The sequence below is a fragment of the Arthrobacter castelli DSM 16402 genome (genome assembly GCF_000430705.1).
GTDB classification, from domain to species: Bacteria; Actinomycetota; Actinomycetes; order Actinomycetales; family Micrococcaceae; genus Arthrobacter_C; species Arthrobacter_C castelli.
In genome coordinates this window covers 79,727-102,538 of record NZ_AUMN01000020.1, presented here as the reverse complement: position 1 = coordinate 102,538, position 22,812 = coordinate 79,727, and the positions used below count along the sequence as shown (strand labels likewise).

At 65.2% G+C, this 22,812-nt stretch carries 23 protein-coding genes, 1 pseudogene and 1 riboswitch; of the genes and pseudogenes, 15 read left to right on the top strand and 9 right to left on the bottom strand.

The window, feature by feature from the left end:
• On the top strand, positions 1–253 hold a 253-nt coding region (locus H535_RS0117800), incomplete at its 5' end, for a transposase (RefSeq protein ID WP_026820616.1).
• Here the strand turns inward: H535_RS0117800 and H535_RS26405 are convergent.
• The 5 genes from H535_RS26405 to rlmN form a co-directional block, all read right to left on the bottom strand.
• Complete coding sequence (locus H535_RS26405) at positions 250–531, bottom strand: hypothetical protein (protein WP_035770086.1); 282 nt, start codon at positions 529–531, stop codon at positions 250–252. The genes H535_RS0117800 and H535_RS26405 overlap by 4 nt on opposite strands.
• 301 nt (positions 532–832) lie before the next feature.
• A complete protein-coding gene (locus H535_RS0117790; RefSeq protein ID WP_051299491.1) occupies positions 833–1,372 on the bottom strand; it encodes an OsmC family protein in 540 nt (179 codons plus the stop codon).
• Positions 1,373–1,407: 35 nt separating this feature from the next.
• A riboswitch (SAM riboswitch) is annotated at positions 1,408–1,529 on the bottom strand.
• A 357-nt stretch (positions 1,530–1,886) separates the two neighbouring features.
• Positions 1,887–3,107 carry an aminotransferase-like domain-containing protein gene (locus H535_RS0117780; RefSeq protein ID WP_026820614.1) on the bottom strand — a complete coding sequence of 407 codons (1,221 nt, stop codon included), beginning with the start codon at positions 3,105–3,107 and terminating at the stop codon, positions 1,887–1,889.
• A gap of 253 nt (positions 3,108–3,360) precedes the next feature.
• Positions 3,361–4,284: an EamA family transporter gene (locus H535_RS26400; protein WP_051299490.1), complete on the bottom strand. Its 924-nt coding sequence runs from the start codon at positions 4,282–4,284 to the stop codon at positions 3,361–3,363.
• Positions 4,285–5,499: a dual-specificity RNA methyltransferase RlmN gene (rlmN, locus tag H535_RS26395; RefSeq protein ID WP_035770103.1), complete on the bottom strand. Its 1,215-nt coding sequence runs from the start codon at positions 5,497–5,499 to the stop codon at positions 4,285–4,287.
• A gap of 48 nt (positions 5,500–5,547) precedes the next feature.
• Here rlmN and H535_RS0117765 point away from each other — a divergent pair, with 48 nt between their 5' ends.
• On the top strand, positions 5,548–6,387 hold the full coding sequence (locus H535_RS0117765) for a fumarylacetoacetate hydrolase family protein (protein WP_026820613.1): 840 nt from the start codon (positions 5,548–5,550) through the stop codon (positions 6,385–6,387).
• Between the two features lie 240 nt (positions 6,388–6,627).
• Complete coding sequence (locus tag H535_RS0117760) at positions 6,628–7,377, top strand: sulfite exporter TauE/SafE family protein (protein ID WP_026820612.1); 750 nt, start codon at positions 6,628–6,630, stop codon at positions 7,375–7,377.
• A gap of 61 nt (positions 7,378–7,438) precedes the next feature.
• Here H535_RS0117760 and H535_RS0117755 read toward each other — a convergent pair whose 3' ends face one another.
• Positions 7,439–8,299, bottom strand: a complete 861-nt coding sequence (locus H535_RS0117755) for a pyridoxamine 5'-phosphate oxidase family protein (protein WP_155838763.1) — start codon at positions 8,297–8,299, stop codon at positions 7,439–7,441.
• Positions 8,300–8,528: 229 nt separating this feature from the next.
• Between H535_RS0117755 and H535_RS0117750 the strand changes: the two genes are divergently transcribed.
• The 4 genes from H535_RS0117750 (at position 8,529) to H535_RS0117735 (ending at position 13,453) form a co-directional block, all read left to right on the top strand.
• Positions 8,529–10,304 carry a carbon starvation CstA family protein gene (locus tag H535_RS0117750; RefSeq protein ID WP_026820610.1) on the top strand — a complete coding sequence of 592 codons (1,776 nt, stop codon included), beginning with the start codon at positions 8,529–8,531 and terminating at the stop codon, positions 10,302–10,304.
• A gap of 7 nt (positions 10,305–10,311) precedes the next feature.
• Positions 10,312–10,707: a hypothetical protein gene (locus tag H535_RS26390; RefSeq protein ID WP_035770085.1), complete on the top strand. Its 396-nt coding sequence runs from the start codon at positions 10,312–10,314 to the stop codon at positions 10,705–10,707.
• A 153-nt stretch (positions 10,708–10,860) separates the two neighbouring features.
• Positions 10,861–12,969 carry an elongation factor G-like protein EF-G2 gene (locus tag H535_RS0117740; RefSeq protein WP_026820609.1) on the top strand — a complete coding sequence of 703 codons (2,109 nt, stop codon included), beginning with the start codon at positions 10,861–10,863 and terminating at the stop codon, positions 12,967–12,969.
• A 43-nt stretch (positions 12,970–13,012) separates the two neighbouring features.
• On the top strand, positions 13,013–13,453 hold the full coding sequence (locus H535_RS0117735) for a VOC family protein (protein ID WP_026820608.1): 441 nt from the start codon (positions 13,013–13,015) through the stop codon (positions 13,451–13,453).
• An 86-nt stretch (positions 13,454–13,539) separates the two neighbouring features.
• On the opposite strand, the gene H535_RS0117730 is transcribed toward H535_RS0117735, so the two are convergent.
• Positions 13,540–14,472, bottom strand: coding sequence for a restriction endonuclease (locus H535_RS0117730; protein WP_026820607.1), 933 nt, complete (start codon positions 14,470–14,472; stop codon positions 13,540–13,542).
• Positions 14,473–14,788: 316 nt separating this feature from the next.
• Between H535_RS0117730 and H535_RS0117725 the strand changes: the two genes are divergently transcribed.
• Positions 14,789–15,133, top strand: coding sequence for a Wadjet anti-phage system protein JetD domain-containing protein (locus H535_RS0117725; RefSeq protein ID WP_162144908.1), 345 nt, complete (start codon positions 14,789–14,791; stop codon positions 15,131–15,133).
• Positions 15,134–15,186: 53 nt separating this feature from the next.
• On the opposite strand, the gene H535_RS0117720 is transcribed toward H535_RS0117725, so the two are convergent.
• Positions 15,187–16,587: a GntP family permease gene (locus H535_RS0117720; RefSeq protein ID WP_026820605.1), complete on the bottom strand. Its 1,401-nt coding sequence runs from the start codon at positions 16,585–16,587 to the stop codon at positions 15,187–15,189.
• Between the two features lie 281 nt (positions 16,588–16,868).
• On the opposite strand from H535_RS0117720, the gene H535_RS0117715 reads away from it, so the two are divergent.
• Together H535_RS0117715 and H535_RS0117710 are read left to right on the top strand one after the other, a co-directional pair.
• Positions 16,869–17,099 (top strand): DUF433 domain-containing protein, encoded by a 231-nt coding sequence (locus H535_RS0117715; protein ID WP_026820604.1) that lies wholly within the window; start codon positions 16,869–16,871, stop codon positions 17,097–17,099.
• Complete coding sequence (locus H535_RS0117710) at positions 17,096–17,464, top strand: DUF5615 family PIN-like protein (RefSeq protein WP_026820603.1); 369 nt, start codon at positions 17,096–17,098, stop codon at positions 17,462–17,464. Before H535_RS0117715 ends, H535_RS0117710 begins: the two co-directional genes overlap by 4 nt.
• A 54-nt stretch (positions 17,465–17,518) precedes the next feature.
• On the opposite strand, the gene H535_RS0117705 is transcribed toward H535_RS0117710, so the two are convergent.
• Positions 17,519–18,364, bottom strand: a complete 846-nt coding sequence (locus tag H535_RS0117705) for an urea carboxylase-associated family protein (protein WP_026820602.1) — start codon at positions 18,362–18,364, stop codon at positions 17,519–17,521.
• A gap of 40 nt (positions 18,365–18,404) precedes the next feature.
• Between H535_RS0117705 and H535_RS0117700 the strand changes: the two genes are divergently transcribed.
• The 5 genes and pseudogenes from H535_RS0117700 (at position 18,405) to H535_RS0117680 (ending at position 22,745) form a co-directional block, all read left to right on the top strand.
• On the top strand, positions 18,405–18,737 hold the full coding sequence (locus H535_RS0117700) for a hypothetical protein (RefSeq protein WP_155838762.1): 333 nt from the start codon (positions 18,405–18,407) through the stop codon (positions 18,735–18,737).
• Between the two features lie 16 nt (positions 18,738–18,753).
• A pseudogene (locus H535_RS30430) lies at positions 18,754–19,464 on the top strand (Bcr/CflA family efflux MFS transporter); the annotation flags it as partial.
• Between the two features lie 64 nt (positions 19,465–19,528).
• Positions 19,529–19,969: an MFS transporter gene (locus tag H535_RS30085; RefSeq protein ID WP_026820599.1), complete on the top strand. Its 441-nt coding sequence runs from the start codon at positions 19,529–19,531 to the stop codon at positions 19,967–19,969.
• An 86-nt stretch (positions 19,970–20,055) separates the two neighbouring features.
• Positions 20,056–21,078, top strand: a complete 1,023-nt coding sequence (gene glsA / locus H535_RS30080) for a glutaminase A (RefSeq protein ID WP_035770084.1) — start codon at positions 20,056–20,058, stop codon at positions 21,076–21,078.
• Positions 21,079–21,095: 17 nt separating this feature from the next.
• Positions 21,096–22,745: an MFS transporter gene (locus H535_RS0117680; protein WP_155838761.1), complete on the top strand. Its 1,650-nt coding sequence runs from the start codon at positions 21,096–21,098 to the stop codon at positions 22,743–22,745.
• The last annotated feature ends 67 nt before the right edge of the window (positions 22,746–22,812 follow it).

The following is a 22,812-nucleotide window of genomic DNA, read 5'->3' as shown; positions in this document are numbered from 1 at the left end:
CATCAAAGCCGTCATAGCCGAACCGGCCGATCAGGCCGGCCACCGCCGCCGTAAAGGCCGCAAAGGAGGTCGACCTCCCGCCTTCGATGCCGAGGACTACAAGCGCCGCAACGTCGTCGAACGAGCCTTCAACGTCTACAAACAATGGCGCGGATTAGCCACTCGCTACGACAAACTCGCCCTGACCTACCGCGGCGGCACCGTACTCAGAGCCATCACCATGTGGACCAACTTATTGGGAGACACGCCCTAGCCGAAGCCGCCGGCGTTGCGCAGCAGGAAGTCTGTCTCGGTATCCCGTCCCATTTTCGGGTCCGGCACCGGCCGTGTGTCCTTGGTCGCGATCATGTCCTCGGCCCGGACCGGCTCCGGCAACTCGCTATACCGCCCCCCGGCACTATCCGGTTCCCCGTTCGCCGCGTCAACGCCATTCGCCGGATCTTCGGGGTTCTTCGCGCTGTCGCGGCTCTCCGCGGCTTCAGAGTACTCCGCGTCCTCGAGGTCTTCGGCCAACCAACCCTTGTCCACCATGGGCACCAACCTCCCTGCTTCCAGTATGCGCCACCCACGCACTCTGGTCGAGGCCGGTGAGGGCACCGGCACGGGGCTGGTTCCCACGAGACAGCCACCGCCTGCAAGCGGGCACTGCACGAGCCAGACGCCCGCCACAGGCAGCCACCGCCCGGCGGGCGGCCCCCACGAGCCAGGTGCCTCCCGCTGAAAAAAATAGTTCCCACCGAGGTGGAGGATTGCACCCCTCTACCTCGGCGGGAACGGTTACCTCACGCCCGGTGGGCCCGAAAGGCACACACCAAACGAGCCGTCGGCAAACTTATACCTTGACGACCTCGCTGGTCACCGGCGTCGGGTTGCTGAGCAAATCCAGCACCGGGCAGTGCGCGTCAACGGCCTGGCGCAGTTCTTCGTACCGCTCCGCCGACTCCGGCCCGCTAATGTTCACCTTCAGGCGGACCTCGCCGAAGCCGGGGCGCACGGCGTCGTCCTTGCCGAAGATTCCCCGCACGTCCAGGTCACCCTCGGCTGCGATGTCGATATCGTCGACCGTGATCCCCAGCTGGTGCGCGTACAACCGGTATACCACCACCTGGCAGGAGATCAGCGCGCCGAGCGCGGCCTCAACCGGGCTGGTGGCTTCATCATCGCCGGCAAGTCCCGCCGGCTCGTCGATGTGGAATTCGTGCTTGCCAGCCGTCACGCGGGTGGCAACCGAGCCGACGCCTTCGCCGTTGGCCGTGTACGTCAGCTTCGCGTTGGCGGTGTCCTCGGTAATCTTGCGGTCCCAGAACGCGCCGGCCTCGTTCAGGCGGTCGGCGCGTTCGGTGGTCACGTCCTTTACTGCGGTCTCAGTCATGAGTCCCCTTCGTGTCGTGGCGCATGCCATGCACGGCGCCATACTTACGCCCCCGTTTCGTCACCGGGCCAGCGTCGAATCGTCACCTGGGGCACCCCGCTACAGCGACGAGGGTTGCCGCCCGACCAGCCAGGGCTTTCGGTCGGGACTCTTGATTCTGTTTCGATTCTGCGGGCTCGACGGCGGAGAACTCAACCTGCGGGAGTAACAAAAGTCAACATGGACCACGACGACGGCGGCAAGGAGCCAGCGACGACGGCGGCCACCGCCACCGGGGATGGTGACGCGGACCATGACGGCGACGACAGGAACCGATGACCACGCGGTAACGGCGGGCGGCCCCGACGACAACAGTCCGAAAACGACACCGCCGCCGGCTTCCACACCCGATTGTCACGAAGTGCCCTTATACCGCCTGACGAAGAGGCACTTTTTGTCCTCTCGCCGGGGTCCTCACCGGCAAAACGGCACATAACGTCCATTCGCCCGTCCGCAGAGGGCACTCGTGTGGAAGTTACGCCGCTTCCCGGAAGAGCTCTCCAATGATGCGCGCCCCGCGCTGGATGTCATCCTCGGTGGGCAGGCAGAAAGACAGCCGCATCTCGTTGTGCCCGGCGCCATTGGTGTAGAACGCCGTGCCCGGCACAAACACCACCCCGCGGTCGATCCCCTCGTAGGCCAGCTTTTCGGTATCGATCCCGTCCGGAACCGTCACCCACAGGTAGAAGCCGCCAGTCGGCTGGTTCCAGGTGGTGCCCTCCGGCATCACCTCTTCCAGCGTCTGAACCAAGGCCTCGAACTTCCGGCAGTAGATCCCCCGGTACTCGTCCAGCTTGGTCTTCCATGACGGGTCGTCCAGGTACGCGCTGATCAGCTGCTGGTTGAACACCGCCGGGTTGAGCGCCCCCGTTTCGCTGGTGTTGACCATGTGCTCGTGCAGCCACGACGGCGGCAGCATCCATCCCACCCGCGGGCCGGGCGCGATCATCTTGGAGAACGACCCGAAATAGATGGTGATGTCGGCAAAGTCCGGCTGGATGGCACGCGTAGTGGTGCCGTCGAACCCGAGCAGCCCATACGGATTGTCCTCGAACACCAGCATGCCCTCCGCCCGGCACAGTTCACCGATCCGGGTGCGCCGTTCAGCCGACAGATTCACTCCGCCGGGATTTTGGAAGTTGGGGATGGTGTAGACACCCTTCGGCGTCTTGCCCACGGCACGGACCTGGGCGAGCAGCCGCTCCAGTTCGGCAACCACCATACCGTCGGCGTCGACCGGCACATGCACAATCTCAGCCTCGTACCCGGCGAACGCGGCCATGCCCCCGGCGTACGATGGCCCCTCGGCAAAGATGACATCACCTGGGTTGACCAGCACCCGGGCGGCGACGTCGATGGCCTGCTGGCTGCCGGTGGTGACGACGACGGCGGCAGGGTCAGCGGTGATGCCTTCCAGGGCCATCAACTCACAGATGTGGCGGCGCAGTTCAGGGATCCCCTCGCTGGGGCCATATTGGAACGCCTTCGAACCGTGATGCTCCAGGATGCGGTGAGCGTCGTCCGCCAGCCGATCGAACGGCAGCGCACCCAGATACGGTGCCCCATTGGCGAACGAGATGGTGTCGGGCCGGGGCGAGGCCCTCAGGATCTTGCGCACTTCCGACGGCTGCGCGGCGATGGCGCGTTGCGACAGGTAATGCTCAACGTCGACTGACTGCTCAGCGAATACAGACATCCGCCTCCTTTCAAGGCACAACCCCGCCGACACCAGCGGCGGCAGAGCATTCGGGAAAACGGCCTGTTACCGGAACGGAGAAGTTGGCAACGGCGATACAAGCTTCGCTTCGAGTGTGGCCGGTATTTTCAGAACTGTCCAAGACCGGTTTACGATACGCCCCATACCGGCAAGGTATGGGGCCCGCAGAGCCACACGTTGCCCTGCAGGAACACGCAACTTCCGCTGAACCGCCGGTAAGGCACCAGCGCCGCTACCCGCCGCCGTCGTCGCGCTCCCTGGCACCGGCGGCAGCCAGCTTCGCCGCAGCACGATTGGTCCGCCAGATCACGAACGCGCCGGAGGCAGCCACCAGCACGATCCCGACATAGGCCGCGGGCGACAGGCTCTGCCCCATCAACAGCGCGCCAACCAACGCACCGGTCACGGGATCGATACTGAACAGCACCCCGACGGTGGCCGCCGAGGTCAGCTGCGCGGCCAGCACATCCATCGAGAACGTGAACGCGACACCAAGCAGTCCGCTCAGCGCCAGCAGGCCCCAGTCGGGCGCATCCACCCGCGGGATCTGCGGGACGGAAAACGGCAATAGTACGACGGCGGCAACGGTCACCGACAGCGACAGTCCCTTGAGTCCGGAGCTGGCTTCCGACGCTTTGCCGATGCGGGCCGACATTACGGTATAGACGGCGAATGCGGCGGCCGCGCCCAATCCGAACACGTAGCCCAGCGGGTCGAAGTCCGCCGCGGGACCAGCGATCAGCGCCACCCCCACCAGCGCGAGCAGGGCAAACATGCCATCGCGGAGTCGGCGGGCGGCCAGCATGGCCACGGTGAAGGCGCCAAGGAATTCCAGCGTCACGGCCACGCCGAGCGGCAGCCGGCTCAGCGCGAGGTAGAAGAAGACGTTCATCGCCGCCATCGCCACCCCGAACACCAGCACGCCGCGCCAGTCCGCCTTGCCCAGCGCGCGGATATTGGGCCGGGCAATGGTCAGCAGCACGACGGCGGCAATCACCATCCGCAGCCCGGAGACACCCATGGTGGTGTAGGAGTCGAACAACGAAAACGACACCATTGACGAGATCTGGATACCCAGCGACCCCATCAAGACGGCGAGCGCGGCGATCAGCCCGTTGGACCGATTACCCAGACGCGCCCGTAGAGCGCCGGCCACCTATTCAGCGGCGGCGAGCTGCCCGCACGCGCCGTCGATCTCCTCACCGCGGGTGTCGCGCATCGTTGTCGGGATGCCGGCGGCAATCAGCCGGTCGATGAACTCCTGCGCCACGTCCTTCTCCGACGCGGTCCAGATGGAACCGGGGGTGGGGTTAAGGGGGATGGGATTCACGTGCACCCAGCCGCGACCGCGCTGGTTGAGCTTCTTGGCCAGCAGGTCGGCTCGCCAGGCATGGTCGTTCATGTCCTTGATCAGGGCGTACTCGATGGAGACCCGGCGGCCGGTGGTCCGGTAGTAGTTGTAGGCGGCATCGATCGCCTCGTCGGCCTTCCAGCGGCTGTTCACCGGAATCAGCTCGTCGCGCAGTTCATCGTCCGGGGCGTGCAGCGACAGCGCGAACGTGATGGGGAGGTCCTCGTTGGCCAGCTTGTTGATCGCCGGGACCAGTCCGACGGTGGAGATGGTGATGTTCCGGGCGGACATGCCGAGTCCTTCGGGTGCCGGATCAACCATCCGCCGCACGGCATTCATCACGCGCTTGTAGTTGGCCAGTGGCTCGCCCATTCCCATGAAGACGATATTGGTGACCCGCTCGGCGTCGTGCCCGCCGTCGGAGCGCAGTGCGCCGAGATCCCCGTCGGCGATGGCGCGGTTGGCCGCGACGATCTGGTCCACGATTTCGGCCGAGGACATGTTCCGGGTCAGTCCCGCTTGGCCGGTGGCACAGAACGGGCAGTTCATCCCGCAGCCGCACTGCGATGACACGCACAGGGTGATCCGGCCCGGGTAACGCATCAGCACCGACTCGACGAGGGCGCCGTCGAACAGCCGCCAGAGGAACTTGATGGTGTCGCCGTTGTCGGTGGTGAGCTTCTTGACCTCGGTCAGTAGCGGCGGGAACATTTCCGCTGCCAGTTCCTCCCGGCCTTCCTTGGGCAGGTCGGTCATGTCGGCCGGGTCGGTGGTGTAGTGGTTGAAGTAGTGCGTCGACAGCTGCTTGGCGCGGAACGCGGGGTGGCCCAGCTCGGCCACCTTGGCCTGGCGTTCGGCCATGGTCAGGTCCGCCAGATGTGCGGACGGCTGCTTCACCCGCGGGGACTTGAACTGCAGTTCGGGACGGCCATCGGGCGCGACGGCCTGCTCCCATCCCTCGGTGGCGGGACGGACTTGGGGGCGGTTCGTATCGGGAGCCGGGGTTTTAGCGACAGACATCGTCGCCCATTGTCCCATGGTTTGGCGGTCTTGTGATTCGATGGCCTCATGAAACTCGCCACGATACGCCGCCCGGACAATCCCGCAGAGACCTACGCCGCCGTCGTCTCCGGCAATGAGACCGCTGAGCTGAGTGGATATGCCGACGTCGGCGCCTACCTGGCCTCCCCCAAGGCGGCGCGCGACGAAGCGGTCGCTGCAGCCGCGCCCGCCAGACGCGTCAGCGACGTTTCCTTCGCCACGTTGATTCCCGAGCCGTCCAAGGTGTTCTGCATCGGGCTGAATTACCGCAACCACATCCTGGAGACCGGCAACGAACTGCCCGAGTACCCGACGATTTTCACCAAGTTCGCCGATTCACTGACCGGCGCCCACGACGACATCGAGATTCCCGCCGAGGAGCACCGGATCGATTGGGAGGGCGAACTCGCCATCGTGATCGGGCAGGGCGGGCGCCGGATATCCGAGGCCGACGCCGCGGCAGCCGTCGCCGGCTATGCGGTGTCGAACGACATCTCGATGCGCGGCTGGCAGAGCCGGACGTCGGAGTGGACGCAGGGCAAGTGCTGGGAGGCTTCCGCGCCGGTCGGCCCGTATCTGGTCACGCCGGATGAGTACGACGACGGCGCCACCATCACCACGAAGGTCAACGGCGAGGTGGTACAGCAGGATTCAACCGGCGACCTCGCCTTCGGCTCCGCCGCGCTGGTCTCGTACCTGTCCACCATGGTGACGCTGCGCCCGGGAGATCTGATTCTCACCGGAACGCCGGCGGGTGTGGCGCTGGGTCGCCGGAACGAGCAGGGACGGCATCCCTGGCTGAAGGCCGGGGACGTGGTCGAGACGGAGATCGCCGGCCTCGGCGCGCAGCGGAACACGTTTGTCTGACGCGACGTGGCCACCGACCCAGTGGCGGGCAATTCCATCTCAAAGGCGGTCGCCCTTCGCCTGACCCGAGGTGCATGGGGCCGCCGGAACGCCTTCGCCTGAAATCCAGGTCGCCGAGGTAGGGGGTTTCCGCCCAGGTAGCGGGTTGCAACCCGCTGACTCGCGGCTAACCCCCTACCTCGGCTTAGACTCGTAGCCGATGGCACTACTCGACGAACCGCTCACCGATCGGGAGGGCCCATGACGACCGGAATCGTGATTGCCGCGGTCATTGCCATCCTGGTGGGCTCGACGCTGCAGCGGCTGTCCGGAACGGGAGTCGGGCTGGTGGTGGCTCCGGTGCTGGCCCTGCTCATCGGTCCGGCGCTCGGGGTGTTCGTCACGAATTCGACGACGGTGGTCTCGGGTTTCCTCATCATGCTGGCCGTCATTCGTGACGTGAATTGGAAGCGGTATCTCATCTTCATGCCCATGGCGCTGCTCGGGGCGATTCCGGCTGCGTTTATGGTCCGCGAAGTCGATGCCGCGTGGCTGAATATTGTCATCGGGTCAGTGGTGCTCATTTCCCTGGCGCTGACCTTCGGGACGCCGCGCGTTCCCCATGTCCGGACCCACGCGCTGACCGGGGCGACCGGCCTGGTCGGCGGCTTCCTCAATACAAGCGCCGGCGTCGCTGCCCCGGCCATGGTGATGTACTCGAAGTTCTCCCGCTGGAATCAACGTTCCTTTGCGGCGACGATGCAGCCGACGTTCATGACCATGGGCATCTTTTCGGTGGGTACCAAGCTGGCGGTGGGCGCCACCACCATCGAGCAGCTGCCGCCATGGTGGCTTTTCCCGATCATCGTGGTCACCGTGATCGCCGGTATTCGCATCGGCGCTTGGCTGGCGAAGAAGGTCTCGATGGACGCCGCACGCAGAGTCGCCATCACGCTGGCCGGAATGGGCGGGGCGGTGGCGGTCATCCGCGGCATGGCGATGCTGGCCTAATGGACCGGCCGGGCGGCGCGCCCTATGCTGGCGAGTCGAGCTATATGTACACCATGGTCCGCTATGCCAGCCGACGCTCGGCCTCGGCGACACCCTGGCGGCAGGCCTTCCCGTACTTTTGCTCGCGGCGCATCCGCTGCCACACCGTCGGCACCGGCTCCAAGCCGCTGGATCCGGGCTCCGGCGCTTCAGCCACCTCCAGCACGGCACCGGTCTCGGTGCTGTCCGGGCTGCTCCCGGTGCAGAATCCGCGGTACTGCCAGGTGGACCATTGCTGCCGGTCCGGGAACGACGCGTCCTGTCCGGCCAGCACCGCCCGCCCGCGCGGTAAGGCGCCTCCGGCCACCGGTTCCAGCAACAGCGCGCGGGAGGAACCGGATTCGGCCGCACGGACCAGATGTGTTTGGAGGCGGCCATCGACTGACACAGCCAGCAGGTACTCAACGGCCAGCGGGCGTTTGGCGTCCGACGACGTCGGACCCTGCCCGGTCCGTGGCGGCAACGAACGGAGTGCCTCGACGTCGAGGGTGACAATCAGCCGCGGCAGGTACCACCAGTGTTCCCGGCGCAGCAGCACGGAGTCGGCAAAGACCCGCGCCGGCGGGTGGCGGCGCAGCTCCTGTTCCAGCAGTTCCTCAGTGAAGGTCGAGCCGTCGTAGTCCTCCACCAAGGCCGGGCGCCCGGTGATGGCGCCCGGCACAAAGGTGCTGCTCGTGGACCGCGTCTCGGTGAAAGCGAAAGCGGCCTGCGGTGCGGCGGCGATACTGCGGGCAAGGTCGGCGTACGCGTAGCTAAAGGCGATGGCCGGAGTCTCACCCCAGAGCAAGACGACGGCGCCGCACGCCCGGATGCCGCCGTCGTCGTCGATCCATGCCACATCCGCCAAGGAGGAACCATGCACCGTCCTGGTCACGCTGTCCACAATCACTCCTCACCAGCTGCCGCCAGAAAATCCGGGTGATCACCACCGTATAAGACGCGCTGCCCGACGCCGGCACCCGACGCCCCGCCCCCGACGCCGACACCCGATAACAGTCGAAGGCAATCCGCCGACCCCAGTGACCCATGCCACTGCTCAGCATGCTTGGCATGTTAGGCTGGTGCGGAATTCGCCCACAGCGAAATTTGGCCATGTTGCAAGGGAGACCATCATGCCGGCGCCAGTCATTGTCGCCATCGTAGCCGTCCTGTTCTGGCTCGGATACCGCTACTACGCCGGGTACCTGACTAAGCACGTCTACGCGCTGGACCCCAAGTTCGTCACTCCGGCCCACCAGTTCACCGACGGCATTGACTTCGTGCCGACCAACAAACACGTGCTGTTCGGCCACCACTTCACCTCGGTCGCCGGCGCCGCCCCCATTGTCGGCCCTGCGATCGCAGTTTTCTGGGGGTGGGTCCCGGCGCTGGCCTGGATCGTGCTGGGCACCATCTTCGCCGCCGGAGTCCACGACATGGGGTCGCTGGTGGTCTCCGTGAGGCACAAGGCACGCAATATCGGCACCATCGCCCAGGACATCATCAACAAGCGGGCGAGGACGCTGTTCCTGCTGATCATCTTCTTCCTGCTGACGCTGGTCAACGCGGTGTTCGCCGTCGTCATCGGCAACTTGTTTATCGCCAACCCCGGCGCGGTGATCCCGATCTTCCTGCAGATTCCCGTTGCGATCGCGATTGGCCAGTACATCTACCGCACCAAGTCGGCGGCACTGATCCCCTCCCTCATCGGTCTCATCATCCTGTACTTCCTGATCTGGGTCGGCCAAATGGTCCCGGTCGATATCAGCCCGTGGGCCGAGGCAATCGGTATGGAGCCGCGGAACCTGTGGGTGATCATCATGTTCGCCTACACCTTCATCGCTTCCAGAATTCCGGTATGGATGCTGCTGCAACCACGTGATTACATCAACTCGCACCAGTTGTTCGTGGCGCTGGCGATCATCGTTACCGGCATCACCGTCGGCTGGGAGACAATCGTGGCCCCCGCCTTCAACGACGTGCCGGAAGGCTCACCGTCGATCTTCCCGTTCCTGTTCATCACCATCGCCTGCGGCGCCATTTCCGGATTCCACTCCCTGGTCTCCTCGGGCACGACGGCGAAGCAGTTGAACAAGGACACGGATGCCCGACACGTCGGCTATGGCGGGGCCCTCGGCGAAGGCAGCCTCGCAACCGGTGCTGTATTGGCGGCCACGGCCGGTGTTGCCGCCACCCGCGCCGATTGGAACGAACTCTACTCGGACTTCGCCACGGCCTCGGGCGGCGGCGTCGGAAACTTCGTCAACGGCATCGCCGCCTTCGCCAACAACCTCGGCATCCCGCTTCAGCTCGGAGCGGTGTTTGCCGCCGTCGTCGTCATCGCTTTCGCCGCAACCACGATGGACACGGGTGTGCGGCTGCAGCGCTACGTGGTGCAGGAAATCGCCGAACTTGCCGGTTGGAAGACGCTCTCGCGCAACCTGACGCTGGCCAGTTTGGTGGCAGTGCTCGTCCCGCTGGGGATGGCACTGCTGCCCGGCGGCGGCGAGGACGGCTACACTTTCGGCGTGCTGTGGCAACTGTTCGGCACCACCAACCAGCTCACTGCCGGTCTCGCCCTGGCCGTCATCGCGGTGTGGGTGACCCGCGGCGGACGCTCCATCTGGCCGGTGGTCGTCCCGCTGGTGTTCCTGCTGATCATGACCACCTGGGCGCTGATCGTGAACCTGATCAACTTCGTCGAAGCCGGCCAGTGGGTGCTTGCCCCGCTCGACCTGATCATCTTCGGCCTGGCGATGTGGCTGATCGTCGAGGCAGCGCTGGCGTTGGGCAAGGCACGCCGCGGCGAACCTGCCCCTGTTGCCGGCGGGAACGACGACGGCGCCGGGTCCGGCGGCGGAACGGCCGCCCGCGGCCGGCACGTGGACACCGACCGGTCGGAGGAGTAGGACAGCCATGCAGGTGATTCTGGTCCGGCCGTGGCGGAGCGCCACCATCGGCGGCGGCTGCTGCAGCGCCGCGCCGGACAGCGTCGCCCTGGAAGAGGACCCCGACGACCACGCCACAGCCCACGCGTGCCATGACGCCATGGATCCGGTCGCCCAAACTTACCGCTTGCTGCGCAACCGTGTCCCCGCCGTCGACGTGCAAATGACGACGGCGGACAACACGCTTTTTCTACTGCCGGCCACCTACCGTGCCGCGCGAGAGAGGCACGGCCGGTGGCAGGCGGTGCGCCAGGCCACGCGTTCGACGACGGCAGGCGCCGTGATCATCGACGGCGACGTGGCCGGCGACATCGAGACCATGGGGCCCGAAGCGGTGCTGGACCAGGTGCAGGCCGCGGCGTAGCCATGGCTCGGGCGACCATGGTGGAGCCCTGGTGCCGCACCCCGATACCCGCAGCCCGTAGGTGCCCACCTCTTGCCCCTGGACCCGTCATGGTGTCGAATCTGTAGGCAAGGAGATTTTTCGGCAGCATCGCGATGACCGGGGAAGGCAGCTATGTCCACGAAAGGCACAACGGACGGAGCGAAGAAGCCGGCCCGCGGCGCAGCCGATCACCCCCGCCTCGAGGCACCGGAACCGGCGCAGCGGCCCGCCTCCATCCGTAATATCGCCCTCGTTGGCCATTCCGGCGCGGGCAAGACGATGCTGGTCGAGGCGTTGCTGGCTGCCACAGGAGCGATCACGCGTGTGGGGTCGGTCCTCGACGGCACTACCGTCAGCGACGCGGAGGCATCGGAAGTCCGCCAGCAACGTTCCGTCTCGCTCGCGGTGGTTCCGGTGATGTCCGACGACGTGAAGGTGAACCTGCTGGACACCCCCGGCTACGCCGACTTCACTGGGGAGCTGCGGGCCGGGCTGCGGGCGGCGGACGCGGCGCTGTTCGTGGTCTCGGCCGTCGACGGCGTTGACGCCGCAACCACCGCCCTGTGGGCCGAATGCGAGCGCGGGTCGCTCCCCCGGGCCGTGGTGATCAGCCAGATGGATCATCCCCGGGCAGACTACGACGGCGTGCTGGCGGCGTGCCGGCAGTCATTCGGCGAGGCGGTATTGCCGCTTTACCTTCCCGTGCGCGACGGCGGGATGGTGACGGGGCTGCAGGGACTGTTGTCCGGAACCGTGCCGGATAGCGAGGATAGCGAGGTGGCCGACGCGGAGCCGGCGCGGAATGCGCTCATCGAAGGCATCATCGCCGAGAGCGAGGACGAGACGCTGATGGACCGGTATCTCGGTGGCGAGCAGATCGGTTTCGAGACCCTGGCCGCCGATCTGGAGACCGCCGTCCGCCGCGGATCGTTCTTTCCGGTGCTGGCCACGTCGTCGGAGACCGGCGTCGGCACGGCCGAACTCCTGGAGATGCTGCGCCGGGCGTTCCCTTCGCCGGCCGACTGCACGCCGCCGGGCGCGACCACCCTGGACGGGGCCAGCACCCGCGCGTTGGCGTGCGATCCCCAGGGACCGCTCGCCGGTGAGGTGGTGCGCACCACCAGCGACCCGTTCCTCGGCCGGATCAGCGTGGTGCGCGTCTTTTCCGGGACGCTCCGCGAGGATGTGGCAATACACGTGGGCGGACACGGCCTGGCCGACCGCGGCCACCCCGACCATGACAGCGACGAACGGGTCACCCATCTCTATGCACCCATGGGCTCCGCCCTCCGCGCGACGCCGTACTGCGTCGCCGGTGACATCTGCGCGCTGGCGAAGGTGCTCAGTGCCGAGACGGGCGACACCGTGTCGGCCAAGGAGAATCCGCTGCTGATCGAGACCTGGGACATGCCCGAGCCGCTGCTGCCGGTCGCCGTCGAGGCCGCCTCGCATGGCGACGAAGACGCCCTCATCCGGTCACTGGCCAAGGTCACGGCGGGCGATCCCACGCTGCAGGTGGAGCGCAATGCCGAAACCCATCAACTGGTCCTGTGGTGCATGGGCGAGGCCCACGCTGATGTGGTCCTCGACCGGCTGCGCGAGCAGGGAGTGAACCTGCACACGGTCGACGTCGTCACCCCGCTGCGGGAAACGTTCACCGGGCACGCCGCCGCCCAGGGCAAGCACGTCAAACAGTCCGGCGGACACGGACAATACGGAATCTGCGACATCGAAGTCGAGCCGCTGCCACGCGGCGGCGGATTCGAATTCATCGACCGGGTCGTCGGAGGCGCCATCCCCAAGACCTTCGTCGCCTCGGTCGAGAAGGGTGTCCGTGACCAGATGCAGCAGGGAGTCTCGGACGGTTTCCCCGTAGTCGACATCAAGGTCACATTGGTCGGCGGCAAGACCCACGGCGTGGACTCGTCCGATGCGGCGTTCCAGGCGGCCGGTGCACTGGCCCTGCGCCAGGCCGCCACCGCGGCCAAAATCCAGCTGCTGGAACCGGTCTCGGCCGTGAGCATCAGCGTCCCGGACGACTACGTCGGCGCGGTGATGAGCGATTTGTCGACCCGGCGCGGTCACCCCACCGGCACGACGTCGGCCGACGGGGAACGCACTGACGTCACAGCAGAGGTGCCGGACCAGGAACTATTGCGGTACGCCGTCGAACTGCGTGCCCTGACCGCGGGCACCGGCCGGTTCGCCCGAAATTACCTGCGGCACGAACCGGTGCCGTAGTCCGGGATTGCCTGGAAACCACCGCATACAAAGGAGCGCGACGATGAGCACCACACTTGCCACCTACATTTCCCTGCCCGGCAATGCCGATGAAGCCTTCGCCCATTGGCAGGAGGTGTTCGGCGGGCAGTTGGAGCTGATGAAGTACGGCGATGCGGATCTGGAAGGGATGCCGTTCGAACCGGATCCGGACCTGGTCGCCCACGCGGTGCTTCACACGCCCGGAGGGGATATCGCCGGCGGCGACGGGATGCCCGGGGAGGGCGGCCTGCCCCTGCGGGGAACGGCCTATTCGTTGCTGTACTCCGTGGACGATCCGGCCGAGGCCCGGACACTGATCCAACTGCTACTGGATGGCGGCGGCTCGGTGAACATGCCATTCGAGGTGGCGCCGTGGGGTGATTGGTACGGCCAGGTCTTCGACCGGTTCGACGTGATGTGGGCCTTCGTCGCCCCGGACAGCGAGGCGTACGGTCACGCCTGAGGCCGGCGGGTCGGTTCGAAGCACGGACGCGAACGTGCATGTCGCGCATTGACTGCTGTGGAGTCTTGCCAGCCGGTGCGAACTCCTTACTCGAAGAAATCCTCATCGATCTCGACAACGTCATAACTCTGCCGCGCTTGAACGCCCACCCGATACTTAATCATCAGCGACACCAGCCGCACTCCATCGATGAGGATCACCCGTGTGGGGATGCTTTGCGCATAGCTTTCAGCGGAAGCAGTGAAGGCGCTGCTAGTGATGAATACGCCTTTGGCCGCCCCGAATCCATGGAGGGCACCGACGAATGCATTGATCGTCTCAACGCCAACGTTGCTGCCGGCTGCATAGCGCTTGGCTTGCACATAGATGCGGTCCAGCCCGAGTGCATCCTGGTCGATGACCCCGTCGACCCCTCCGTCGCCGGTGCCACCTATCCGTCGTCCGCGTTGCTCTGCACCGCCGTACCCCATGGCCAACAGCACCTTGACCACGGCCTCTTCGAAGAAGTCCGGACTGCTATTTCGAAGCCTGGACAGGAGAGACTCGGCCACTTCGGCCTCGATTCGGTCAACCCCGGTCTCGATTTGCTCGAGCGGTGACAATTCGCCCGCATCAGCAGCCCTTGGGGGTTTCGCCGAGGACGAGGCCTTCGTCCGCTTGGCCCGCTCGTAGTCGGCATATGCCGAGATCTCAAAGAGGTCGGACTGGCTTATGCCACCTGGCTTGTTCTTCAGCAGCCCACGCCCGACGTCGGTCATCACGTAGGTCGCCCTGGCCGGCTTTTCGACGGCTGTTGCCTTGAACAGATCGGACATTGCCCAACCCACACGATTGACAGCCTTGGAGTCGCCCGCGCCCAGCAGGACTTTCCGCTGCTCAGGAGTAATTTTGGCGACATCCAGTGCGGCATCGATCAAGTCACGTCTCGCCCAAGTTCGCCCGTCCGACAAAACTTGAAGCACAGGGATCATAAACGCTTGCCACGGCGGTATCCCGTCGCTGGCTTCAGCTTCGGTCATCAGAACTCCCCTTCCGAAAGCCGCAATCCCTCTAATCACGCATGCCACCACACACATAATAATCCGCTGGTGGTATCCATATTGGTAGGGGTTGACGTGTACATAACCGAATCGTGTTCCATTTGCTGCTTGGACTGCCAGCGTCGGCCCGTCTGAATCGTGGGCGGGCTCGGGGAACGAATCGGGATCTCAGCGGTAATTGCCTTCTCAACTACATCGATAGCTGATTCCGCTCACTTCCAACGGATTGGAGATGCCGCCACACCAGAAGGCGTTCCATACGTTATCGACTTGGCTAATGAGGTCCGATAAACACATGGTTCAGCTTAGCGGCCATCGCCTGCCGTGGGCTGGCACCGGGCAGGTCGTCTACTGGGGGATCTGGACAAGCCACGGCTTCTCCATCCTCAACCGGCTCCGCTCGCATCTACCTGACGTGTCCACTGTGCTGATGGATATCACTACCTTGGAGGCGTACCAGGACCTGGCAGTAATCGAACCGCGTCCAGCCACCGCGGCATTGACGCATTTATTGCCCGAGGAGAACGCCGTCGTGGGCGAACTCGCTGCCCGCGGCAACCTGCGCCTTGAACAGGAACGCCTCGACTGGGCACACTGCCTTGAGGTTTTGCTCAGCGCAGCGAACCGGCCTCAACGGTGACCAGCGGCTGGTTAATCCGCAGGTCCCGTCGCTGACATGGGTCTTTCAGCAGCTCACAGCACGAGGCTCGCTGCCATGATCAACCCGAGCGAGATGACCGACGCAATGGATATCGGCAGTGTGAGGGTCTTCAGTGTGCCTTGCGTCGACAGCCCGAGCAGCGGCTGGAAGATCCAGAAGAAGTTGCTGTTCAGGTGGATCCCGAACAACGCACCGGACGATGCGGCAAGGGCGACAAGCACCGTCGGGACATCGAGCGACCCGAGGACCGGAGCCAGGATCCCGCCTGCGGTAATGATCGCCACCGTGGCCGAGCCCAAAGCGATCTCCAGGATCACCGCGATCAGCCAGGCCAGGAACAGCGGGGCGAGGATGCCCGCCGAGAAGTAGTCACCGAGGATATTCTCCAGCCCCGTCTTTCCGATGACCGCCGCCAGCGAACCGCCGACGCCGGTGATAATCAGCACGATGCCGCTTTCCCGGAAACCGTTGCTGATCGCGGAGTCTGCCCGTTCCTTTGTCAGGTAGCCCCAGGCGAGCAGGTACGCCGATACCAAGGCAATGAAGATGGCAATGACCGGATCTCCGATGAACGAGATGAATCCGCCTTCCACGCCTGCGATCTTGGCGACCACGCCGGCGGAAACCAGCACCAGTGCGATAAGCACCGGCAGCAGCGAGATCCGCAGCGGCGGGTGGTGATTTCCGGCCGGTTCGGCGTCCGTCCCGGCTCCACTGCCGCCATGACCGGCAGCCGACGTCGTGCCTTCATCCTGCCCGGCTCCGACTGCTGCCTTGGTTCCTTCCACGGCCATCTCGTCTTTCGCCGGATTCCACAGTCCGCGGTTGACCAGCCAGCCGTAGATCAAGATGGTCAGCACCGCTGTCGGGATCGCGACCAGGATCCCGGCGACGAGCATCAGGCCGAGCGGGACGTCCAGCAGGCCTGCGATCGCTATCGCCGCAGCGCCGGGGACGACAAACACCAGCCCGACGTTGATGCCAATGGCCAGCGCCGTGCTCATTTTAGCCATCCCGCCCTTGCCCATCCGGGGCGCCAGCGACCGGACCAGCGGGGCCATCAGGACCAGCAGCACGTCCCCGTAGATGACGGGAAAGAATGTGGTCAGGGTGACGCTGGACGCCAGAGGCAGCTTCCGGGGAGCAAACAGCCTGAGGAGCTTGTCGACGATACTCTGCAGTGTTCCCATTTCGGCGAGCAGCGACCCCAATAAGACACCCATCGCGATGATCAAGCCGACGGAGGCCATGATGTCGCCGAACCCCGTGGCGAGGGCTTCGGTGGTTCCCTGGAATCCCAGCCCTGCGGCCAGTCCCAGGTAGATCGATCCGGCCAGCAGCGAGATCACCGGGCCAATGCGAGCCACCATGATGAGCAGAATTATTACCGCTATGGCGACGCCTGTGTGGACCAGGACCAATATATCGCTCACGTCACTCCCCTCCTACAGGTTGCTTGCCTCCAACAGCCTGGCAGTGACGTGAGTTACAGAACAATGACGCAACGTCGCCGTTTCGGCGGTCCAACTTGGGCAAATGCACATCACTGTCGAAGTGGACTGCGTGCCGCGCATGAGCAACAGCCTTGCACCTGCCATGACCGAGTTGTGATCCCCATTGAGCACTTGTCGCGGGGGCCGAAACCAGGGTGATAACGAAAACTCGACCTGACTTCATCTGGTCACCCGGGGCCAGAAGACCATAGAATCCAAATATGGGCTTCGAACGAATCACAATTGACCCCACGCGCATGGGCGGAGTGCCCTGCATCCGTGACCTGCGGGTCACGGTGAGCATGGTCTTGGGTCAATTGGCCGGCGGCGCAACTCTCGAGCAACTGCTGACGGACTACCCGTATTTGGAAAGTGCTGATGTGACGGCCGCGCTGGAATACGCTGCGATGATCGTCAACGAGCGTGAAGTGCCGATCGCCCGACCGGCATGAGGCTCCTGCTCGACGCCAACCTGTCGCCCAAGCTCGTCGAACCCCTCACAATCGCAGGCTATGAGGCGATCCACGTCCTTGATGTCGGACTGCTACGCGCCAAAGACGACGCCATCTTCAAGTATGCCGCTGATGTGGGCTGTGTCGTGGTCACAGCGGACAGCGACTTCCCGATGATGCTGGCTCTACAGCGAACCGACCGGCCATCGGTCGTTTTGTTGCGCCACATCGCCGAACTACCGTGCCACAAACAGGGCGACTTACTGGCAGCGAACCTGCCTCTTGTGGAAAAGGACCTGCGGGCGGGCGCCATCGTCTCATTGAGCCCCGCTCGGTTGGCGGTGCGCGACCTACCAATGCAGTAGTAACGCTGATATTGGAAAGCGCCACGGAAGCCAGCCGGTATGGCACTATCAGAGCTACCCTTCGCCCCACTGCGGCGCGCGCAGACCGTGCACGTTGGCGTATTCTGCACGCCCCGAGGGTTGCCAGCCGGCCAACAATTCCTCATCCGGCCGATACACCTCGATGCCCAGTGGGTGACAGACGTCGATGGGATCGCGGGCGTCCGGCCCCCACATCGGAACGGAGAGGTCGCCGCCCGGGCAGGTGGACAGTGCACACAGCAGATCGGTTTCGGCGAAGAACTCGAAGTAGTCGCCCTGCTTCGCCGGGCAGGTCTTCATGAAGTACCGGTCTTCGTCGTTGAGACCGGTGCATTGGAAGACGTTGAGCACGTCGTGCACGTCGAATTCCGTCAGCCCGTAGGGCAGCACCGCGCGGGTGAGGTTGGAGTGGCAGTGGTAGTCGAAGTCCTCGCCGCTGAGCATCCGGTTCACGTACGGGTCGCACCGGGTTCCCAGCAGGTCGTGGACCCGGCCGCCCTCGTCGTCGAACCCGTAGTCGGCAAGGCTGTCGCCGGTGATCGTGGCCAGCGGGCGCATGAACGGCAGCGTGGACCACAGCCGGTCGAAAGTGCTCACGTGCGCGGCCTGCAGCTGCCGGGTCCGGGCGGCCCACATCCGCTCACGGGGATCGTGCCGGTTCCAGAGGTTCAGGTCGCCGACCTGAGCGCCTTCGATCGTCACGATGCGGCACAGGTGTCCGGCCGGCACCTCCCAGGCCCGTCCCGAGCGGAGGGGAATCACGAACGAGTCGACGGCCTCCCGCCGGTCGGTTGATTCGCCGATCGTCCGGTAGAAGTCCCGGTCGAGGTCCAGGGCGCCGCCCGGGCTCGCCTGGTATGCAGCTGCTGTCGGCTTCATGGCGTCATGTCCTTTCGATCGGTGGTTTAAGTCGCGGCAGTTGGCTTCGGAGCCCGGCCCGCCGCCGTCTGGCGCCTGCCTCGCCGGCACTGCGACGGACAAAGTCGAGCACCTGGCGTTGAGAGTGTGCCTGCGACTATATCCGCTCCGTTCAACAAATGCCGTCGCGGTCATCGTCATCGCCCAAGCAGCCAACGGCATTCTGCTGCCCATCATCGCCGCATTCCTGATGATCGTCATGAACCGCAAGGGGTTCCTGGGCAAGTACAGCAACGGAACATTCACTAACATCTGCGGAACGGTCGTGTTGGTGGTCGTCACCGGGCTGGCGGTGTACCAACTCGCTGATGTGGTCGGACTGCTGCCCGGCTAAGAGTTAGCATCAGCGCATGCCCTCGAGCCGCCTGACAACCGGAGCCACCGCTTCAACACGCTTTCCCGCGCTGCTGCTGACTGCCCTGGCGATGCTGTCGATGGCCGGCCCGATTGCCACCGATCTCTACCTGCCGGCCTTCCCGCGCATGGCGCAGGACTTCGACGTCGGCGCCTCGGCCATCCAGCTGACGCTTACCGCTTTCCTGCTGGGCATGAGCGCCGGCCAGCTGCTGTTCGGGCCGCTGTCCGACCGGTACGGGCGGATTCGCCCGTTGCTGATCGGCTCCAGCGTTTTCGTGCTGTCCTCGGTGGCGGTGGCGCTGTCCCCGACCATCGCCTGGTTGATTGCGTTCCGGTTCCTGCAGGGGGTCAGCGCCTCTGCCGGGGTGGTGCTCAGCCGTGCGGTGATTTCCGACCGGAGCTCCGGGGCGCAAGCGGCTCGCTTATTCAGCATTTTGGCGACGCTCGTCGCCGTCGCACCTGCCGTGGCACCGAGCCTGGGCAGCCTGATCTTCGTCAACGCCGGCTGGCGTGCGGTGCTGTGGGCGATCACCGCTATGTCGATTCTGATGCTGATCGGCGCGTTGTGGCAGGTGCGCGAGTCATTGCCTGTCGCGCGGCGGCGCACGGGTCCGCTCTTCGGCGGGCTCGCCGTTGCCATCCGCCACCGGCGGTTCGTTGGCTATGCGGTCCTCTTCGCATCGGCTTTCGGCGTGATGATGGGCTATATCTCCGCCTCGCCGTTCCTCTACCAGGAAATCATCGGGCTGTCCCCCCACCGTTTTCGCAGTGCTCTTCGGCGCCAACGCCTTGGGCCTGATGAGCGGCGGCCTGATATCGGCCCGGCTGGCAGGACGTGTGCCGGTGAGAAGGACCGTCACCGTGGCGGTTTGCACCCTGGTGGGTGTCGCGGCAGCCTTTTTCCTGTGCGCTTTGTTCAGCGCCCCGGGGTGGACGCTGGCGGTGCTGGTGTTCCTGCTGACCACCAGTGTCGGATTCACCATGGGCAACACGACCAGCCTCGCCCTGGCCGAAGTACGGCATGTCTCCGGCAGCGGCTCTGCCTGGCTGGGTGGTGCTCAGTTCACCATGGGAGCAGTCGTCAGCCCGCTGACCGGGCTGGGCGGTGCGGCAAGTGCGGTCCCGCTCGGCCTGGTGCTGCTCGGTGCAGCCCTGCTGGCCGCCGGGGCGTTGTTCGCCACCCGCGACCGCTTCCACCAGGTCGACTGACCGAGCCTGCCGAGCTGCCCTGCCCGCACCAACCCCTTGCCAAGGGCAACGAGCCTTGGCAGACTTACTCCCGGAAGGGAGGAGTCATGTGTCCAGGCCCCGAGGTGGGACCGGAAAATGAGGATTTCGGCGAAGATGTCGAACGCGCCGCGATTTCCACTGGGCACCTTCCCTCTTTCGACCGTGTCGAGGAGCTGCTGCAGCAGGCACGGTACCGTTATGCGGATGTCGACGACGGAGCGGTGGCAGACTACATTCCAACGCTCGCCCGGGCCGAGCGAAATCTGTACGGACTCGCCGTCACCGAAGTCAATGGTTCCACCCACACCGCCGGGGATGCGTGGCCGCGCTTTTCGATCCAGTCCATCTCCAAGGCCTTCGTCTACGGTGTGCTGTGCCGCGAACTGCCCCACCGGCAGGTGTGGGAGAAGATCGGGGTCAACAACACCGGCCTTCCTTTCAACTCCGTCATGGCCCTGGAGCTCAATGCCGGTGCGCCGAGGAATCCGATGGTCAATGCTGGTGCGCTTGCCGCCACCAGCCTGGTTCCCGGGGGCAGCTCCGAGGCGAAGTGGCAGCTGATCCAGGAGTCGCTCTCCGCCTTCGCCGGACGTCGGCTGGAACTGGATGTGGAGACGTATGAATCGGAGGCAGCGACCAACCAGCGAAATCGGGCCCTGGCCCGGCTGCTGGACAGCTATGGTCACCTGTATTTCGATCCGGAGGCAACCACCGACATCTACACGAAAACCTGCTCGCTGCTGGTCTCGGTGACCGACCTGGCCACTATGGGCGCTACATTGGCCGACGGCGGGGTCAACCCGGTCACCGGCGAGCGCGTCGTCGATTCCATCACCTGCCGGCACGTACTGGCATCGATGGCCGCGTCAGGGCTGTACGAGCGCTCCGGCGATTGGCTCTACGACATCGGAATGCCGGGCAAGAGCGGGGTCTCCGGCGGCATCATCACCGTCTCGCCCGGAAAGGGCTGCATTGCCACGTTCTCCCCGCCCCTGGATCCGGCAGGCAACAGCGTCCGTGGCCAGCGCGCCACTCGCTTCCTCTCCCGAACTCTCGGACTGAATCTCTTCGCCTCCAGACCGGACTGACGATTGGAGCTAATGTAATGTCTCATGACGGGGCCACCGCTTCGGCCGCCGCACGGAACTCCTGGCGGCCGATGATCGCCATCGCGCTGACGCAAGTGCTCATGTCATTCAACGTGGCTGCCCTGCCCGTTTCCCTCGGGGGCATGGTCGAAGACTTCGGTGCGGCGCCGACCACCGTCAGTACCGGCATCGTCATGTACGGTCTGGCCGTGGCGGCGCTGGTCATGCTTGGCGCCAAGCTGGGACAGCGTTTCGGCTGGGTGGTGGTGTTCCGCGGTGTGCTAATCCTCTTCCTGCTCTCAACAATCCTCATGGTGACGGCGCCCGGAGTCTGGTTCATGATCGCGGCGCAGGGCCTGGCCGGCGCCTCCGCCGCGATACTCGTCCCCGCTTTGGTCGCGCTGATCGCCGAAAATTACCACGGGGACCAGCAGGCCACTGCAGTCGGGTCGTTGGGATCGGCGCGGGCGGCCTCGGGGATCAGCGCCTTCCTGATCGGCGGTGTGCTCGGAACCTACATCGGCTGGCGACCGGTGTGGATGCTGCTTGCCGGCTTGACTATCCTGATCTTCATCCTCAGCTTCAGCCTGCGCGGCGACCGCGGCGACCGCACCGTGACCATCGACGGTGTCGGGGCGATCCTGATCGGCACGTCAATCATGTGCCTGACCCTGGGCTTCAACAACCTCAACGGCTGGGGTGTGCTCGCCGCGACCGACGGCGCACCGTTCAGCCTCATCGGCCTCTCCCCCGCCCCGGTGCTGATCCTTATCGGGGTGGTGCTCGGCCACGGCTTCCTCGTGTGGACCCGACGGCGCAGCGCCATCGGCCAGGTGCCGCTGATCGATCTTCGGGTCATCGGCACCCCCAAGGAGCGGGCAGCGATCTTCGCCATGTTCATCATCGTCGCGCTCGAAGCGGCCGTGAACTTCACCATTCCGCTGTATATCCAGATCGTCCAGGGCCGCAGCGCGCTGGACACCGCCTTCGCCATGATGCCGTTCAACCTGACGGTGTTCATCTCGGCACTGCTCGTCGTGCGCTTCTACCGGAAATTCTCCAGCCGCACGATCGCCCAATTCTCTTTCTGCCTCACCACTATCGCCCTGGTGTGGCTCGCCATCGTCGTCACCAACGATTGGCAGACGCTGCCAACGATCCTCGGGCTCATCGCCTTCGGGGTCGGCCAGGGTGCCTTGGTCACGCTGGTGTTCAACGTGCTGGTTACCTCCGCTCCGGCATCGTTGGCCGGCGACGTCGGCTCTGTCCGGGGCACGGCCCAGAACCTGGCCTCGGCCGTCGGCACCGCCGTCTCGGGCGCGCTGCTGGTGATGCTGCTGTCCATTGGCATCACCCAGTCCATAGCCGTCAACGGCGGGCTCTCCGATGACCTCGAGGCCAGGCTCGAAGTGGCCGATGTCAACTTCATCGCCAACGACCAGCTGCGCGACACCCTCGAGGACAGCAACGTCGCCCCGGCCGATGTCGACCAAGCGGTACAGGTCAACACCGAGGCCCGGCTGACCGCGTTGCGGACCGGGCTGCTGGTGCTGGCCGGAATCAGCGCCCTGGCAATTATTCCGTCCCGCCGGCTGCCGCAGCGCCGGCACGAGGAGATCCCGGATCCCAGTCCCGAGGACTCGTCTGTCGCGGCCGGTGAATCATAGCGGCCGGCATCCACGTCGTTGGCCGGCCGGGTTCTGCCTTGCCGGGGGAAGACTCCCCGCGGGCATG